The sequence below is a fragment of the Streptomyces lydicus genome (assembly GCF_004125265.1).
GTDB classification, from domain to species: Bacteria; Actinomycetota; Actinomycetes; order Streptomycetales; family Streptomycetaceae; genus Streptomyces; species Streptomyces lydicus_C.
On sequence record NZ_RDTE01000003.1, the window covers coordinates 239,657 to 253,769 of the forward strand.

The 14,113-nt window shown below is 73.1% G+C and carries 12 protein-coding genes; 4 read left to right on the top strand and 8 right to left on the bottom strand.

Annotation, left to right across the window (positions count from 1 at the left end; translation table 11 throughout):
- Window positions 1–344: 344 nt before the first annotated feature.
- The 3 genes from D9V36_RS03910 to D9V36_RS03920 form a co-directional block, all read right to left on the bottom strand.
- Window positions 345–1,229, bottom strand: a complete 885-nt coding sequence (locus D9V36_RS03910; protein ID WP_129292512.1) for a SigB/SigF/SigG family RNA polymerase sigma factor — start codon at window positions 1,227–1,229, stop codon at window positions 345–347.
- A 248-nt stretch (window positions 1,230–1,477) separates the two neighbouring features.
- Window positions 1,478–2,098 carry a sigma-70 family RNA polymerase sigma factor gene (locus tag D9V36_RS03915; protein ID WP_129292513.1) on the bottom strand — a complete coding sequence of 207 codons (621 nt, stop codon included), beginning with the start codon at window positions 2,096–2,098 and terminating at the stop codon, window positions 1,478–1,480.
- 426 nt (window positions 2,099–2,524) lie between these two features.
- The gene (locus D9V36_RS03920) at window positions 2,525–3,244 is read right to left on the bottom strand and encodes a hypothetical protein (RefSeq protein WP_129292514.1); all 720 of its coding nucleotides are present in this window, start codon (window positions 3,242–3,244) and stop codon (window positions 2,525–2,527) included.
- Window positions 3,245–3,577: 333 nt separating this feature from the next.
- Between D9V36_RS03920 and D9V36_RS03925 the strand changes: the two genes are divergently transcribed.
- Both D9V36_RS03925 and D9V36_RS03930 read left to right on the top strand, forming a co-directional pair.
- Window positions 3,578–4,753: an MFS transporter gene (locus D9V36_RS03925; protein ID WP_129298166.1), complete on the top strand. Its 1,176-nt coding sequence runs from the start codon at window positions 3,578–3,580 to the stop codon at window positions 4,751–4,753.
- A gap of 33 nt (window positions 4,754–4,786) precedes the next feature.
- Window positions 4,787–6,028 carry a sugar ABC transporter permease gene (locus D9V36_RS03930; RefSeq protein WP_241720693.1) on the top strand — a complete coding sequence of 414 codons (1,242 nt, stop codon included), beginning with the start codon at window positions 4,787–4,789 and terminating at the stop codon, window positions 6,026–6,028.
- A gap of 182 nt (window positions 6,029–6,210) precedes the next feature.
- Here D9V36_RS03930 and D9V36_RS03935 read toward each other — a convergent pair whose 3' ends face one another.
- Entirely contained in the window at window positions 6,211–7,428 is a 1,218-nt protein-coding gene (locus tag D9V36_RS03935) for an acyl-CoA dehydrogenase family protein (RefSeq protein ID WP_129292515.1), read from the bottom strand.
- A 200-nt stretch (window positions 7,429–7,628) separates the two neighbouring features.
- Between D9V36_RS03935 and D9V36_RS03940 the strand changes: the two genes are divergently transcribed.
- Both D9V36_RS03940 and D9V36_RS03945 read left to right on the top strand, forming a co-directional pair.
- Complete coding sequence (locus D9V36_RS03940) at window positions 7,629–9,509, top strand: CoA transferase (RefSeq protein WP_431357742.1); 1,881 nt, start codon at window positions 7,629–7,631, stop codon at window positions 9,507–9,509.
- A complete protein-coding gene (locus D9V36_RS03945) occupies window positions 9,506–11,185 on the top strand; it encodes a class I adenylate-forming enzyme family protein (protein ID WP_129292517.1) in 1,680 nt (559 codons plus the stop codon). Before D9V36_RS03940 ends, D9V36_RS03945 begins: the two co-directional genes overlap by 4 nt.
- 124 nt (window positions 11,186–11,309) lie before the next feature.
- On the opposite strand, the gene D9V36_RS03950 is transcribed toward D9V36_RS03945, so the two are convergent.
- The 4 genes from D9V36_RS03950 to D9V36_RS03965 form a co-directional block, all read right to left on the bottom strand.
- On the bottom strand, window positions 11,310–12,131 hold the full coding sequence (locus D9V36_RS03950) for a metal ABC transporter solute-binding protein, Zn/Mn family (protein WP_129292518.1): 822 nt from the start codon (window positions 12,129–12,131) through the stop codon (window positions 11,310–11,312).
- On the bottom strand, window positions 12,080–12,952 hold the full coding sequence (locus D9V36_RS03955; protein ID WP_129292519.1) for a metal ABC transporter permease: 873 nt from the start codon (window positions 12,950–12,952) through the stop codon (window positions 12,080–12,082). Before D9V36_RS03955 ends, D9V36_RS03950 begins: the two co-directional genes overlap by 52 nt.
- Window positions 12,949–13,533, bottom strand: coding sequence for an ATP-binding cassette domain-containing protein (locus tag D9V36_RS03960; protein ID WP_241721261.1), 585 nt, complete (start codon window positions 13,531–13,533; stop codon window positions 12,949–12,951). The genes D9V36_RS03955 and D9V36_RS03960 overlap by 4 nt, the downstream gene beginning before the upstream one ends.
- Window positions 13,534–13,814: 281 nt before the next feature.
- Complete coding sequence (locus tag D9V36_RS03965; RefSeq protein ID WP_129292520.1) at window positions 13,815–14,051, bottom strand: hypothetical protein; 237 nt, start codon at window positions 14,049–14,051, stop codon at window positions 13,815–13,817.
- Between the last annotated feature and the right edge of the window lie 62 nt (window positions 14,052–14,113).

Sequence of the window (14,113 nt, forward strand, 5' to 3'; positions counted from 1 at the left end):
CCAGGCAACAAGCTCGGAAAACAATTTCCCGGCAGCCGAGGGAAGTTACGAGCCAGTAGGAATCAATTTCGGTCACCCCGGGGTGCGACCACGAGCTCGCCACGTCGGATGCACTGCTTCCGCTAGTGCACATTCGGCCAAGCGCATGCCCTCGCCCGTATGCCGGAGGCGTGTCCATCACCACACTTTCGCTTCCCGAGGAACCATCCGAAGGGAAATGAACTGTAAGCGTGGTGCAGCTGCGCGAAGCGGCAGGCACATGGCACCACCGGCCCTGACACCTCGGCCCGGTGTGCCGACGACAGGTCGTCTGCACACCGGGCCGATGGCGCGAGGGTCCTCGGCTACGCCTCGGCGAGGAGGCTTTCGCGCAGGGTGGCGTAGGTGCGGGTCAGAAGGCGGGAGACGTGCATCTGGGACAGGCCCATTTCCTCGCCGATCTCCGTCTGTGTCATCTCGGCGCCGAAGCGCAGTTCGAGGAGAGTGCGCGCACGCTCGTCCAGCCGGGCCAGGTGCGGCTTGAGGGCCTGAAGGTCCTCGGCCAGCGCGAGAGCGGGGTCTTCGTTGCCTATCAGGTCGGCGACGAGCCCGGTCTGCTGCTTGCTGCCGCCCGCTTCGATGGGCCGGTCGAGGGAGCCGGCGTCGTAACCGTTGCAGGCGATCAGCCCCTCGATGACCTCCTCCTCCCCCAGCCCCAGGTGGACGGCGAAGTCGGCGACGGACGGCTCGGGATTGCCGCGCCCTTCGAGCTCTTCACGAGCGCGGGCGAGGTCCACACGCAACTCCTGCAGCCGCCGAGGGACATGCACGGACCAGGTCGTGTCACGGAAGAACCGCTTGATCTCGCCGGTGATGTAGGGGATGGCGAAGGTGGTGAACTCGTTCTCCCGCGCCACATCGAAGCGGTCGATGGCCTTGATCAGACCGATCGTCCCGACCTGCGTGATGTCTTCCATCTCCTGCCCGCGGCTGCGGAATCGGCGCGCTACATAGCGCACCAGCGACAGGTTCATCTCGATGAGCGTGTTGCGCGCGTACTGGTACTCCGGGGTGCCTTCCTCCAGGTCCGACAACTGCCCGAAGAACAGCTTCGACAGGCGGCGCGCGTCCTGCGGGGCGACGCACTGAGCCTCCTCCACCTGCGGCACAGCCGGCCGAGCAGCCGCACCTGCGGCGCTCCTGTCCGAGCGGTTCACCGAGATGTGGGTCTGCGCCGCTGCCATTGCCATGACTGCTCCTCCCTGCTCTCCCCGTCATACCGTCACGCCCTCACCTACCCGATGACCGCACGTAAAACTGCCGTGCGGCAACTATTTCCCTGAGGAAACTATGGCGGGGGGGCTTCGGTGCCGGGCACGCAGCGAACGGCTGCGGTTCTTGCATCGCCGGGAACTGCCGGTACGCCACCCCTGAGGGGTGCCGTCCGCCGTAGGGGCGGCGCACCGGCAACACGGTGATCACCCGGAGCCGGGGTGGGTCACGCGGCGACCGCCTGAGGGCGTCGTGCGCACCTCTCGGCGGACCTCAGCCAGCCGGTGAGGTCGGCGCGGGCACGGGCCACCCGGGAGCGGACCGTGCCGATGGGACAGCCCACGATCGCCGCGGCATCCGCGTACGGCATCCCCACCAACTGGGTGAGCACGAACGCCTCGCGCCGCTCGCCGTCCAGCGCTTCCAGCAGCTCGCTCAGTGCCAGCCCGTCGTCGAAGCCCGGCAGTCCGCTGGGCTGGCGGTGTTCCGCGACCGCCTGCCAGTCGTCGACATCGGCGATGCGCGGACGGACTGCGGCGGACCGGTAGCGGTCGATCACCACCCGGCGGGCGATCGACAGCAGCCAGGTACGGGCGCAGGAGCGGCCGGCGAAGCGCGGCAGACCGGTGAGGGCACGGAGAAACGTCTCCTGGGCGAGGTCGTCGGCACTGTTCGTCTCGCCGCTCAGGTGGGCCACAAAGCGCCATACATGGCGGTGGGAGGCGCGTATGAAGCGCTCGACGGCATCGGGGTCGCCACTGCGGGCGGCCAGCGCCAGGGCGGTCAACTGCGCGTCGTCCGCGGCGGTCCGCTTGCCGCCGGCCGGATCGAAAAGGGCAGGAATCATCGCCACACGTCCTTCGGAGGGTACGGGGCCTGCCAAGGCATGGCACGGCCTCGTCGGTGAGCGGCACTCCGGGCCCCCGCGGACGGCCCGTGAGGCCGTCCGGGGCGACGGCCGACGGGCGCTACGGGCAGGCCGGAGAGCCGCGGGGCAAGGGCCGGCGTGTGGTCCGGCAGCGCCCACAGAGGTACCCGGAGGTACGGGGCGGCAGCCGCGTGGACACGCCGGTACTCCGCCCGCCACCGATGCAAGGGACCTTGCCGGAAGACGCAATGGGCCTTGCGGAAAAGGGACCTTGCAGGAAAAGGGAGTGGTGGGGATCCCGGGCTACTCCCCCGACAACAGCGCGTCATGGGCGGCAGTGGCGTCCATGACCGCATCGCGGAGTCCCGGGCACTTGCCGGGGAGGGACCCGGCGTCGGCGGGCGGTCAGCAGCAGAAGGACGGGTTCGGCGGGCCCCTGCGGGACAGGACGTGGTGCAGGAACACCCCGCGCAGGCGCAGGACATGACCGCCACCGGCCACCCAACGCGCGGTCGGCCTCCGGCCCGGCCGGCCCAGCGTCGCCAGGACCAGCATCAGGGGCGCGAACCACACCGCGGCCACGCTGCGGGCGAGCCGGAACGCGGCCGCCTCGCCGCGCCACAGCCACAACCCGCACACCAGCGCGGCCAGCACATGGGCGAGGAACATACCGATGGTGCCGTGGCCGGAGTGCACCATCCGCAACTCGCTCATCTCGCCGCGCAGGGCACCGATATCGCCCCTGTGCGCGGTGGAGGCGGCGAGCCGGCCGGCCATGCCCGCCAGATGACTCATCCCCGTCATATCGCCGCTTGGCGCCATGGACGCGGAGTGCGTGGTCTCCTGGCCGAGGACGGACCGGCAGGACTGCGCCAGGCCGAACAGGGAGTGCAGAGCCAGTTGGGCCACGACGGTGGAGCCGGTCACGGCGATTCCGCCGCGTTCCCGGCCCGCCGACCACCAAGCCGCCGAGCCCGTTGCCCCGAGTGCGGCTACGAGCGCCCATGCGGGCAACGGCCGCGCGGACATCAGCGCATGTCCCAGGGCCGCGGTCGTCACGCACACCACCGCGAAGATCGCGGCGCGCGCAGCTCGTGAAACCGACCCGGCAGTCATGTTGGTCATCGTGCCAGCCGGTTCATCCGTAGGGGAGGGTGCATGGCACCTCGGGCCCAGTTGTTGTCCGGATCCGCTAAACCAGTTCGTGGGTGGTCAACCGGGTGGCAGCGCAGGAGATAGGGGAGGCCTGCGCTACGCCTCCGGCCTGGCTCCGCCGTCCGGCCGGTCCCCCTCCCTTTCGCCGGGTCTCCCCTCCCGGCGGCCTCACCGGGAACTGATGGCCCGGTCCGTACGACTGACTGGGCCCGGCCTCAGGAGAGACGGGGCCGGTGTTTCGGGAGGGTTGCGGTGCGGGTGGAGCGTGGGACGGAATCGGGATCCGCCGGGCCCGAGGGCGAGATGGCGGCCCGGCCGCCATGCGCCGGTCCGGCGGTGACGCTGCTGCTGACGTCCGCGATGGCGTTCTCGATGATGCAGCTCTTCCTGATCGGCGCGCTCGGGCCGCGGCTGGTCGGCGAGCTGGGGATCTCCCGTACGGTGCTGGGCCTGACCACGACGGCGGGTTTTGGCGCGGCGGCCTTGCTGTCGCCGGCGGCGGGGCGGCTGGTGGACCGGGTGGGGCCGCGGCGCTGTCTGGTGGCCCTGCTGCTGCTCGCCGCCGTCTCTCTGGCGCTGATCGGGGCCGCTCCGGGGACAGCGGTGCTGCTGCTGGCGGTGGCGCTCGGCGGTCTGCCGCAGGCCCTGGCCAACCCGGCGACCAACAAGCTGATCCTGGCCACCGTCCCGGCCGAGCGGCGGGGTGGGGTCACCGGGCTGAAGCAGTCCGGGGTCCAATTCGGTGCCTTCGTAGCGGGACTTCCGCTGTCGCTGCTGGCCGCGGGGGTGGGCTGGCGTGGTGCGGTGTGGACGGCGGCGGGCACGGCAGCGCTGGCCGCGACGTGGGCAGCCCTCGTACTGCCGCCCGACGCGGTCGCGGCGGCTCCGGCCGGCCGCCCTCCCCGGCCCGTGCGCGGCCTGACACGTCAGTTGGCGGTCTTCTCCCTGCTGCTCGGCTGCGGAATCGCCTCGGTCAACACCTACCTGGCGTTGTTCGGTTCGCAGCGCCTGGGCCTCTCCCCGACCACGGCCGCCGCCTTGGTGGCCGTCCTGGGCGTGGCCGGCATCGGCGGGCGCATGGGGTGGGCACGGGTGGCGGGGCGGCCGGGACGAGCCGAGGCGCTGCCCGCCCTGCTGGCGGCCGGGGCGGTGGGCGCGGCGCTGTTTCTCGCCGCCGCGGTCCTGGCGCATCCGCTGGTGTGGGTGGCCGCGATGGCCGTCGGATCGTTCGCGGTGTCGGCGAACGCGGTGTCCATGGTCCTGGTGCTGCAACGAGCCGCACCGGGGCGTGCCGGGCAGGATTCGGCCCTGGTGTCGGCGGGCTTCTTCGCCGGGTTCGCGGTGGGCCCGCCGCTGTTCGGCGCGCTGGTCTCGGCCGCCGGCTACGGGCCGGGATGGCTGCTGGTGGCAGCCGAGTTCGCAGGGGCGGCAGTGGTTGCCGTGCCCCTGCGGTCGCGTGGCCAAGAGGAGGGCGAATGAGGAGGACGAATGAAGGAGAGTGAAGGAGGCGGGATGCATACGCCCTCGGAAACGGTGAGTGGGATCGACTCGGACATGGTGGGTGGGACCGGCCCGGAAACGGCGGGTGGGACCGATCCGGAAACGGCAGGATGGTCCGACCCGGCAACCTCGGGCTGGGCCGGCCCGGCGCTCGCCTCCCTCCTGGAGCGGGTCTCCGTGACGGCGGACGAGGTCGGTCCGCGCTTCCCGCTGTACGCGGACCGGGACAGCGGTTCGTGGAAGTCCACCTCCCGGGGTTCATGGACCGGGGGGTTCTGGGCGGGTCTGTTGTGGTGGCGTGCCCTGTCCTCGGGCGACCCGGCGCACCGGGCGGCGGCATCCGACGGCACCCAGCGGTTGCGGTACTGGATCCGGCAGGACACCGCCACCCGCGGGCTGGTGCTCTGGTACGGCACCGCTCTGGCCGCGGGCCCCGGCGGCGACGTGGCGGCGGACCGGCTGAGGGCGGAGGCGGCGCGGGCCTGCCTGGCCGCGTACGAAGGCGAGTGGGGGCTGGTGCCGTGGGGCGATGCCTTCGGCGGGCCGCGGCTGCTGGCGCGCGCGGACGGGGTGCCGGGGCTGGTGCCGCTGCTGGCCTGTGCGCCGGACGGTGGAGACGGTGGGAGCAGCGAGGGTAGTCGGAGCAGTGCGAGCAGTGGAGACGGTAGGGGCAGTGGTCGGGCTGCCGCGTACGGCCATCTCACCCGGCATCTTGACCTGTGCCTCTCCGAGGACCCGCCGCGCCCCGCCTGGCAGGCCCGGCCGCACGGTACGTGGGCGGCCTGCGCCGAGCCCGCGCCCGGCTGGAGCCGTACCGCGGCGTGGCTGCTGCTGGGGACCGCCGACGGGCTCCACCGGCTCGGGGACGACGACCGCCTGCGGGAGGCGGCAGGGCGGCTTGCCGCACTGCGCCTCGCGCCGGGGGCACGGCTCGTCCCTCCGGCTCAGGACGGGTGTCCGCTCGGGCCCGTGGACACGTCCGCCGCGGCGATCGAGGCGGTGGCCGCGCTGAAGCTGGCCACGCTCGCACGGGCAGCGGGCGACGGGCCGGAAGGCGACCGTCTGGCGACCCGGGGGCGGCTGATCCTGCGTCGGTTGACCGAGGCGCACCAGTCGGCCTCGGGCGCGTTGCTGGACGGTTGCTACGACGCCGGGCGCGGCCTCGCCACGCACCATGAGCTGATCTGGGGAGACTTCTTCCTCGCCTGGGGACTGGCGATACTCACCGGGCTGACGGAGCCGTTCACGATGTGACCGGAGCGGGGGCGCGGCGTGGGCGGGGGCGCAGCGTGGGCGCAACGTGAGCGTGGGCGGCGGAGGTCGCAGCGTGCCCCGTGGGATGCGCAGCATGCCCCCGTGGGATGCGCAGCATGCCCCCGTGGGATGCGCAGCGTGGCCCTCGGAATGCGCGGCCCGACCGGCCGAGTTCACCGAGTTCACGAGGTGCCGCCCTCATCACGCAGAACCCGGCGGGCCACCGCAGCGATATGCAGCTCGTCCGGGCCGTCCAGCAGCCGGGCCGCACGGCCCATACGGAACAGCCCCGGCAGCGCGGTGTCCGGACCCAGACCGGCCGCGCCGTGCACCTGGATCGCGGCGTCGGCGACCTGTTGCAGCATCCGGGCCGCCGCGACCTTGGCCAGCCCGGTCTCCACCCGGGCGTCGCCGCCCGCCTCCAGGCGGGCCACCGCCTCGTACACCAGCGGCCTGGTCGTGCGGATCGCCAGCAAGGCGTCGAAGACGAGCTGCTGGACGAGCTGGCGGTCGGCCAGCGGGCCGGATGACTGGTTCCGCGAGCGGGCGCGGTCGCGCATCAGGTCAAAGGCCCGTTCGGCCTGTCCGAGCCAGCGCAGACACCGCAGGACACGGCCGAGTCGCAGCCGCTCCCCGGCGATCCGCAGCGCCTTGCCGCGCTCGCCGACCAGGTGGTCCGAGGGCACGGTGACACCCTCGAATTCGATCTCCCACTGGCCGCCCACGCCCAGCACCGGCAGTTCGCGCACCACCCGGAATCCGGGCGCTGAGGTGGGCACCAGGAGCAGCGACAGCTCGTCGCCGGTCCGGGCCATCACGGTCACCAGGTCCGCGTCTCCCGCTCCGGTGATGAACCACTTGCGGCCGTGCAGGGTCCACGTCCCGTCGGGGCCGGGTTCGGCGCGGGTCGCGGTCAGCTGGGGGTCGGTGCCGGGCGTGTCGGGCTCGGTCATCGCGTAGCAGGTGCGCAGTTCACCCGTCGCGATACGCGGCAGATGGCGTTCGCGAACGGGCCCGGAGGCGTGGCGGCTGAGCATCAGCACATCCAGCAGGGAGCCCGAACCGAGGGCGGCGGGACCGTGGTCGCTCGCCCCCTCGGCCTCGGCCAGGTGCGCGTAGCGGGACAGCGGCAGCCCTTGTCCGCCCCACTCCTCGGGCAACGGCAGCGCCCACAACCCGGCGTCCTTCGCCTCCGTCCTAAGCCTGCGCAACGCGGTGTGCGCGGCCGGTCCGCCCGCGTCGAGCACCGGCTCGGCGGGCATCACCCGCTCCCGTACGAAGGCCGCTACGCGTCGCCGCAGCTCGGCAGCCCCGGGCGGACAGTCCGGCAGCCCGAACGGGCCGGGGCCGCGGGCCGCGTCCGCACTCGGAAGCCTCGATGCGCCCTGCGCTCGATCCATGGGGTTCACCGCTTTCCTCCGTATCCACCGGGAACTCGGTGAACCGGCAGTCCGACTTACTGGCCGTGGAGTTGGTCGGCCCCGGTCGCCGTCTGGTTCCCGTACGCCCACACCCGTACGTCCACGCCGTACGCAACACGCGGCGCACACCGCCGTCGCCGGAGAGGAACACCGTGAATGCCGTGAATACCGCGCATGCCGTGGGGAGCCCCGCTGTCCTCGGTGCGCACCGGCCGCTGGAGGACGTGGACGTACAGGTCTCGGGGCCCGCCGCACTCACCGCTCCGGCACTCGCCCACCTGCGGTCGCTGGGCGCCGGCGTGCCGGAGACGCCGGCCGCGCGGACCGGGCCCGCGCGTTTCACCACAACCGGCGGTGGACTGGGCGAGGTGACGGCGTACACCGCATGGGCGGACATCCTGCCGGAAGCGGACGCCGCCGACGAGGCAACCGTCCAGGCAGCCACCGGGATGATGCATGTGCACGGCAGACGCGACGGCGCACCCCGGGGCCTGGCCGTCGATTACGCAGCCACCTGCGCATCGGTGCTCACCGTGCAGGGCCTGCTCGCCACGCTTCTCGGCCGGGCGCGAGGCGGGAGCGGGGGCGGGGCCACGGGCTTCGCCACCGGGGCCGACCGGGCGGCGCTGCTGACGATCTCCCAGTACGCCGCTGCGGCGAACGCACCCGAGGCGGAGGCGGTCAGCCCGGCTCCCGGCGGCCCGCCGTTCACCGCCGCCTGTGGCACCCGTTTCGAGCTGGAGGCGCTGGACCCCGCTCCCTGGGCCCGGTTCTGGCGCACGCTGGGCGCCCCCGAGGAGGCAATACGCGCCGGCTGGCCCGCCTTCCAGTTCCGTTACGCCACCGCCTGCGCCCCTCTGCCCGAGGCGCTGCACCACACAGCGCGCGCTGTCTCCTGGACGCTTATACGGGAGGCCGCCGCCTCGTCGGGGGCGGAGGTGTGCGCCCTGCATACGCTGGCCGGGCGGGCGGCGGAGGCGGCGCCTGACGCCGCACCATGGACGCTGGCAGCCTTTCCCGGGGCAGGGACCCCGCCCAGCTCCGGCTCCCTCTCCCCCGGCTCCCTCTTCTCACGTCCCCTTCCCGGCGGCGCCCAGCCCTCCGGTACCCTTCCCCCCGGCGCCCTGTCCTCCGACGCCCTTCCACTCTCCGGCCTGACCGTGCTGGAAGCGGGCCGCCGCGTCCAGGCCCCGCTCGCCGCCCATCTGCTCGGCCTGCTCGGCGCCGACGTCGTACGGATAGAACCGCCCGGCGGGGACCCGCTGCGCGGCATGCCCCCCTGCGCCTCGGGTGTCTCCGCGCGCTGGCTCGCCCTCAACCGCGGCAAGCGCGCCGTGGAGATCGACATCAAGTCGGCTGCCGGGCAGGGCGAGTTGCGGGAGCTGGCCGCCGGCGCGGACGTCTTCCTGCACAACTGGGCCCCGGGCAAGGCGGAACAGTTCGGGCTGGGCGCCGGCCATCTGGCGCCCGTCAACCCGCGCCTGGTGTACGCCTACACCAGCGGCTGGGCGGGCCGCCTGCCCGATCCCCCCATGGGCACCGACTTCATGGTGCAGGCCCGTACCGCCGTCGGCGAAGCGGCCCGGCCGGCCGACGAGCCGCCCGTCCCTTCCCTCATGACCTTGATCGATGTGCTCGGCGGACTCGTCGGCGCCGAGGCCGTGCTCGCCGGTCTGCTGCTCCGCGAGCGCAGCGGGCGCGGTGTACGGGTGGAGTCCTCACTGCTCGGTGCCACGGAAACGCTCACCGCACCCGCGGTGCGACGGGCCGCGGCGGGCCAGGCCCCGCGCCGCCCGGCCGGATTCCGCCGCCCGTGGGCGACCGCCGACGGATGGCTGGCGCCGTCCGACGAGTCCTCCCCCATGGCGCATGCCGAGTCGGCGCGCCTGCGAGAGCTGCCGTCCGACCAGGCAGTCGCAGCCCTACGCGAGCAGGGCGGATCCGCCACCGCCGTCACCACCGACCTCGGTGCGCTTCCTGAGGACCCACGCCTGCGCGGGGCGTTGACCCGCGATTCCCACGGATCCCTCGTCATCCCCTCGCCCTGGAGGTTCGCATGACCGCCCCGCTCCCCTCCCGGTTCCACGATCTGGTCCCCGCAACGCTGCGGCGCGCCTGGGCCGCCGAGGGCCACTGCCCCGACCTGGACCTGTACGCCCTGTTCCGGGCCCGCCGGACCGCCGACCCGCATGCCACAGCCGTGATCGACGCCCGCGGCGAGGTCAGTTACGCGGAACTGGACCACCAGGCACGATGTCTGGCCACCGGGCTCGCCGAAGCAGGCGTCTGTCCCGGGGACGTGGTGGGCGTCCAGCTCCCCAACACCAGAGAGGCGGTCGCGGCCGATCTCGCCGTGGCCGCGCTGGGCGCTGTCGTCCTGCCCTTCCCGGTCGGACGCGGCGGGCGGGAGGCCGTATCGCTACTCGGCCGCTCCGGGGCCCGCGCGGTGATCGCCGCCTCCGCACACCGTGGCGTCGAGCACGCACGGGAGCTGGCCGGACTGTCGGGCGAACTGCCCGCCCTGCGCGCCGTGATCGCCGCCGGCCCCGGCCCGGTCCCCGAGGGCTGCCTCCCGCTGGCCGACCTGCTGCGCGCCGACGCGACCGCGTTCACTCCCGCACGCCCCGACCCCGATACCGCGGCCCGGATCCTGGTCTCCTCCGGGTCCGAGGCCGAGCCCAAGATGGTGGCCTACTCGCACAACGCGCTCGCGGGCGGCCGTGGCAACACACTCGCACCGCTGCTCCGCGACGGCATACGGCCCCGCTGCCTCTTCCTGGTGCCGCTCGCGTCGGCCTTCGGCAGCAGCGGAACCGCCGTCACTCTCGCCCGGCACGGCGGCTCCCTTGTCCTGCTCGACCGCTTCACGCCCGATGCGGCCCTGGAGGCGATCCTCGCCCACCGGCCCACCCATGTGCTGGGCGTGCCCACCATGGTGCGCATGATGCTCGACCGGCTGCCGGACGTCCGTGTGGCGCCAATCGGCCTGACCGCTCTGATACTCGGCGGCTCCGCGCTCGACGCGGCCACCCGCGACGAAGCCGGCCGGGCCTTCGGCTGCGCGGTGGTCAACCTCTACGGCTCGGCCGACGGCGTCAACTGCCACGGCGGCCTGACCGGGCCAGGCGCCCCCGGCGACCACCCGGACAGCGGCCCGGGGGTCACCGTGGGCCGCCCCGTCCCCGGCGTGTGTGAGATCCGTATCGCCCCGCTGTCCGGAGGCACCGCCGGTGAACCGGGAGAGATCGTGGCGCGCGGCCCGATGACCCCGCTCTGCTACGTCGGCACCCCCGAGCTGAACATGCGGTACCGCACCGCCGACGGCTGGGTCCGTACCGGGGACCTGGGCATGCTGGACGCCGACGGCACCCTGCGGGTCGTCGGCCGCCTCAAGGACATCGTGATCCGCGGCGGTGCGAACATCAGCCCCGCCGAGGTCGAAGGCGAGCTCTCCTCCCACCCGGACATCCGCGAGGTGATGTGCGTCGGCGTCCCCGATCCTCTGATGGGCGAACGGCTCGCGGCGTGTGTGGTGCCAAGGGCCGGACGGAAGCCGGGACTTGAGAGCCTGTGCGGCCACCTGGACGCGCGGGGTCTGGAGCGCCGCAAACATCCGGAGCGCTTGCTGCTGGTGACCGACGAACTGCCCCTCACCCCTGCGGGCAAGCCCGACCGCGCCGCTCTGCGGGAGAGGGCGGCCGCCGAGTTCCCCACCGACCACGCACAGGCCGGCTGAGGCCACGCGGGGAAGCCACGGGGGAGGGACCGCACACCCAGCGGCCCCTCCCCCGCCCTCTCCTGTGAGCTCTCGTACGAGGTCTTGTGCGGGTCTCTTACAAGGCCTTGTGCGAACCCGCCCATCAGGAACCCGAGAACGCCTTCTCCATCTGGCCGGCCGCCTTGCGGTAGACCCCGAGCAGGTCGAGGTCCGCGCCCGGATAGTTCACGATGTTCAGCTGCTCGGCGCCCGAGCCGGGCAGTACGGTCCCGGTCGACATGTTCTCGTTGTCCAGCACGAAGGCGGGTTTCTTCTTCGACAGTGCGGACAGCTGGGCCGGGGTGACCGCCTCCGGGCCGTAGGTACCGGCCACCTTCGCCCCGGCCAGCTCGGCCGCCCACGTGGTGAACTTCTGCGCCGCCACCGCCGGAGCCCTGCCGCCGGGCCAGGTGGCCTTCACCTGCCGGGCGAGGGAGGCCCACTCCGCCGTGAACTTGGTGTTCCACTTGGCCGCGGTCCGCTCCGTCCCGAACTTCTTGCCCAGCGTGGTCACCTCGGCCTTGGTGGTCGCGGGCGCGTTGTCCAGATTGACCTCGACCAGCTTCGCCTTGGAGCCCGCGGCCTCCTTGATCCGGCCCGCGAACGGCTCGAACGAGGCGTAGAGGACGTAATCGGCCCCGGCAACCGCTGCCAGGTCGGACGGCTTCAGGTCGTAGTCGGGCGCATGCCGGACCGAGGCGGGAACAAGGGACTTGACGTTCTTGGCCCCGGCCGCCTTGGCCAGCGCCGCCTCCCAGCTGGAGGTGGCGACCACCACGGGACCGGTCGACGCCGCCCCCGACTCGCCTGCCCGGTCCGTACCGGCCTTACCGGTGCCGTCGCCGCAGCCGCTCAGCAGGAGCAGCCCCGCGCTCAGTGCGGTGACCGCCGCGAGGGGGCGGAAGAGGACTCGGACGTGCGCCATGATGAGGTTCTCCGTTCGGGTATGAGATGAGCGGCAAGGGCGACCGCCCCCGCGGCGAGGACGAGGACCGGACCGGGCGGCAGATCCCAGGCCAGCGAGATCAGGAAGCCGACGACGTTCACGACGACGCCGATGCCGATCGCCCAGAGCGTGATCGACACCAGCGAACGGCCGAGGCGGCGGGCGGCGAGGGCCGGCAGCAGGGTCAGCGCGTCCACCAGCAGCGCGCCCGTCAGACGGATGGCACCGGCCACCGCGACCGCCACCAGGACCAGCAGCACCACGGTCAGCCGCTGCACCGCCACGCCGGAGCACCACGCCAGCTCCCGGTCGTGCAGCAGCAGCGCCAGATCGCGGCGGCGCCAGAGGAACAGCCCCGGTACGGCCACGGCCAGCACACCCAGCACGACGAGATCAGCCGGCCGCACCGCCAGGATCGACCCCCACAACAGCGCGAACGCCCCATTGGCATTCACCCCGGAGAGCGCCAGCAGCAACAGGGCGGCAGCAATGGCCAAGCTCATCAGCAGGCCCATGGCCCCGGACAGGCCCTCGGCGGTACGGGCCAGCGGCGCCACCCCCGCCCCGGCCAGCGCACACGCCACCAGCGCGCACAACACCGGGTCCAGACCCACCAGTTGGCCCACGGCGATGCCCAGCAGCGCCACATGCATCATCGCGAAACGCACCGGCATGATGTCCAGCCCGACGATCACCACACCGACGACCGGCAGCCCGAAGGCGGCCAGCAGCAGCCCCACTCCGGCCCGCTGCACCGGGACCAGTTGCCACAGGTCACCGATCTGCCCCCACCCGCTCACGACACCTCCCGCAGCTGTCCGGCCGCCATCTCCAGCGTCCGGTCGCAGCGCGCGGCCATGGCCCGGTCGTGGGTCACCACGAGCAGTGTCACCGGCAGCGTGGTCAGCACCTCGGCGGCCTCCTCCTGGCCCGCGAAGTCCAACGCCGCGGTCGGCTCGTCCGCGAGCAGCACACCCGCTCCGGCCGCCACGCAGCCCACCGCCCGCGCCAGGTGCATACGCTGCAACTGACCACCCGAGAGGCTGTCCACCGGCCGCTCCGCCAGACCGCCCGTGCCCAGCCGTTCGGCCGCCCGCTGCGCCGCCGCCGGGTCGCCGCTGCTCGCCAGCAACTCCCGTGCGAGCAGCGGAAAGCGCCCGGGTGCCGGGCGCTGCGGGATCCATCCGCACGCTCTTCTCCGCCACGCCCACTCGGCAGCGCTGCGGCAGCCCCGGCCCCCGACCACGATCTCCCCGTCGAACTGCCGGTGCAGACCGAGCACCGCCCGCAACAGCGTCGTCTTCCCCGAGCCGTTCGTGCCGGTCAGAGCAATCCGCTCACCGGCCCGCACCTCCAGATCGACCCCGGTCACCGCTTCCAGGCGGCCATGACGGCACACCACCCCCCGAAGCCGCACATCGAGGCCGCCCGCACTGCCCGGCTGCCGCTCCGCTGGGGATCCTGACCGCTCCTCGCTCCGTTCCACAGCCCACTAGTCGGGCCGACGGTGCGCGGAGTTCCCGCAGGGCGGCGGATTTTCTGCCGACGGCCTGCCCCGGCACGTCCCGCGTACGGCCCGGCCCGCCCCGACCCGCCCACGGCGCGTTGTCCCGCCACGCCGGCGTCTGCCCGCCACCGCCCGGCCGCCCCGTCTCCGACAGGTCAGGGACAGCTTCCTCCCTGCCGGTTCCTGAGCCCCCGGGCGGTTTCCGAGACCCCGGCCAGGGCTGGAAACGCGATCACACCGACCAGGCTGGGAACAAAACTCGGATCGTCGGCTCCCGCCTGCAGCAGGGTCGCCAGGAGCTGGGTTCCGGCCAGCACCGCCAGCCCGAGGTAGAGCCACCCTGCCCAGGCGGGGCCCGTCGGCGGTGTCCTGCTTGCGCTGCGTTGGTCCATTGCACGCGTATGCCCGGCGCATACCGTTCCAAGGCATTGCGGGCAGGATTCAGGCTGACCTC

Bases quoted from the DNA above. Each gene is read 5' to 3' on its own strand.
- D9V36_RS03950 (WP_129292518.1), bottom strand. From the start codon at position 12,131: ATGGCGCACGTCCGAGTCCTCTTCCGCCCCCTCGCGGCGGTCACCGCA.
- D9V36_RS03945 (WP_129292517.1), top strand. From the start codon at position 9,506: ATGACCGCCCCGCTCCCCTCCCGGTTCCACGATCTGGTCCCCGCAACG.
- D9V36_RS03925 (WP_129298166.1), top strand. From the start codon at position 3,578: ATGGCGGCCCGGCCGCCATGCGCCGGTCCGGCGGTGACGCTGCTGCTG.
- D9V36_RS03920 (WP_129292514.1), bottom strand. From the start codon at position 3,244: ATGACCAACATGACTGCCGGGTCGGTTTCACGAGCTGCGCGCGCCGCG.
- D9V36_RS03935 (WP_129292515.1), bottom strand. From the start codon at position 7,428: ATGGATCGAGCGCAGGGCGCATCGAGGCTTCCGAGTGCGGACGCGGCC.
- D9V36_RS03915 (WP_129292513.1), bottom strand. From the start codon at position 2,098: ATGATTCCTGCCCTTTTCGATCCGGCCGGCGGCAAGCGGACCGCCGCG.
- D9V36_RS03965 (WP_129292520.1), bottom strand. From the start codon at position 14,051: ATGGACCAACGCAGCGCAAGCAGGACACCGCCGACGGGCCCCGCCTGG.
- D9V36_RS03930 (WP_241720693.1), top strand. From the start codon at position 4,787: ATGCATACGCCCTCGGAAACGGTGAGTGGGATCGACTCGGACATGGTG.
- D9V36_RS03910 (WP_129292512.1), bottom strand. From the start codon at position 1,229: ATGGCAATGGCAGCGGCGCAGACCCACATCTCGGTGAACCGCTCGGAC.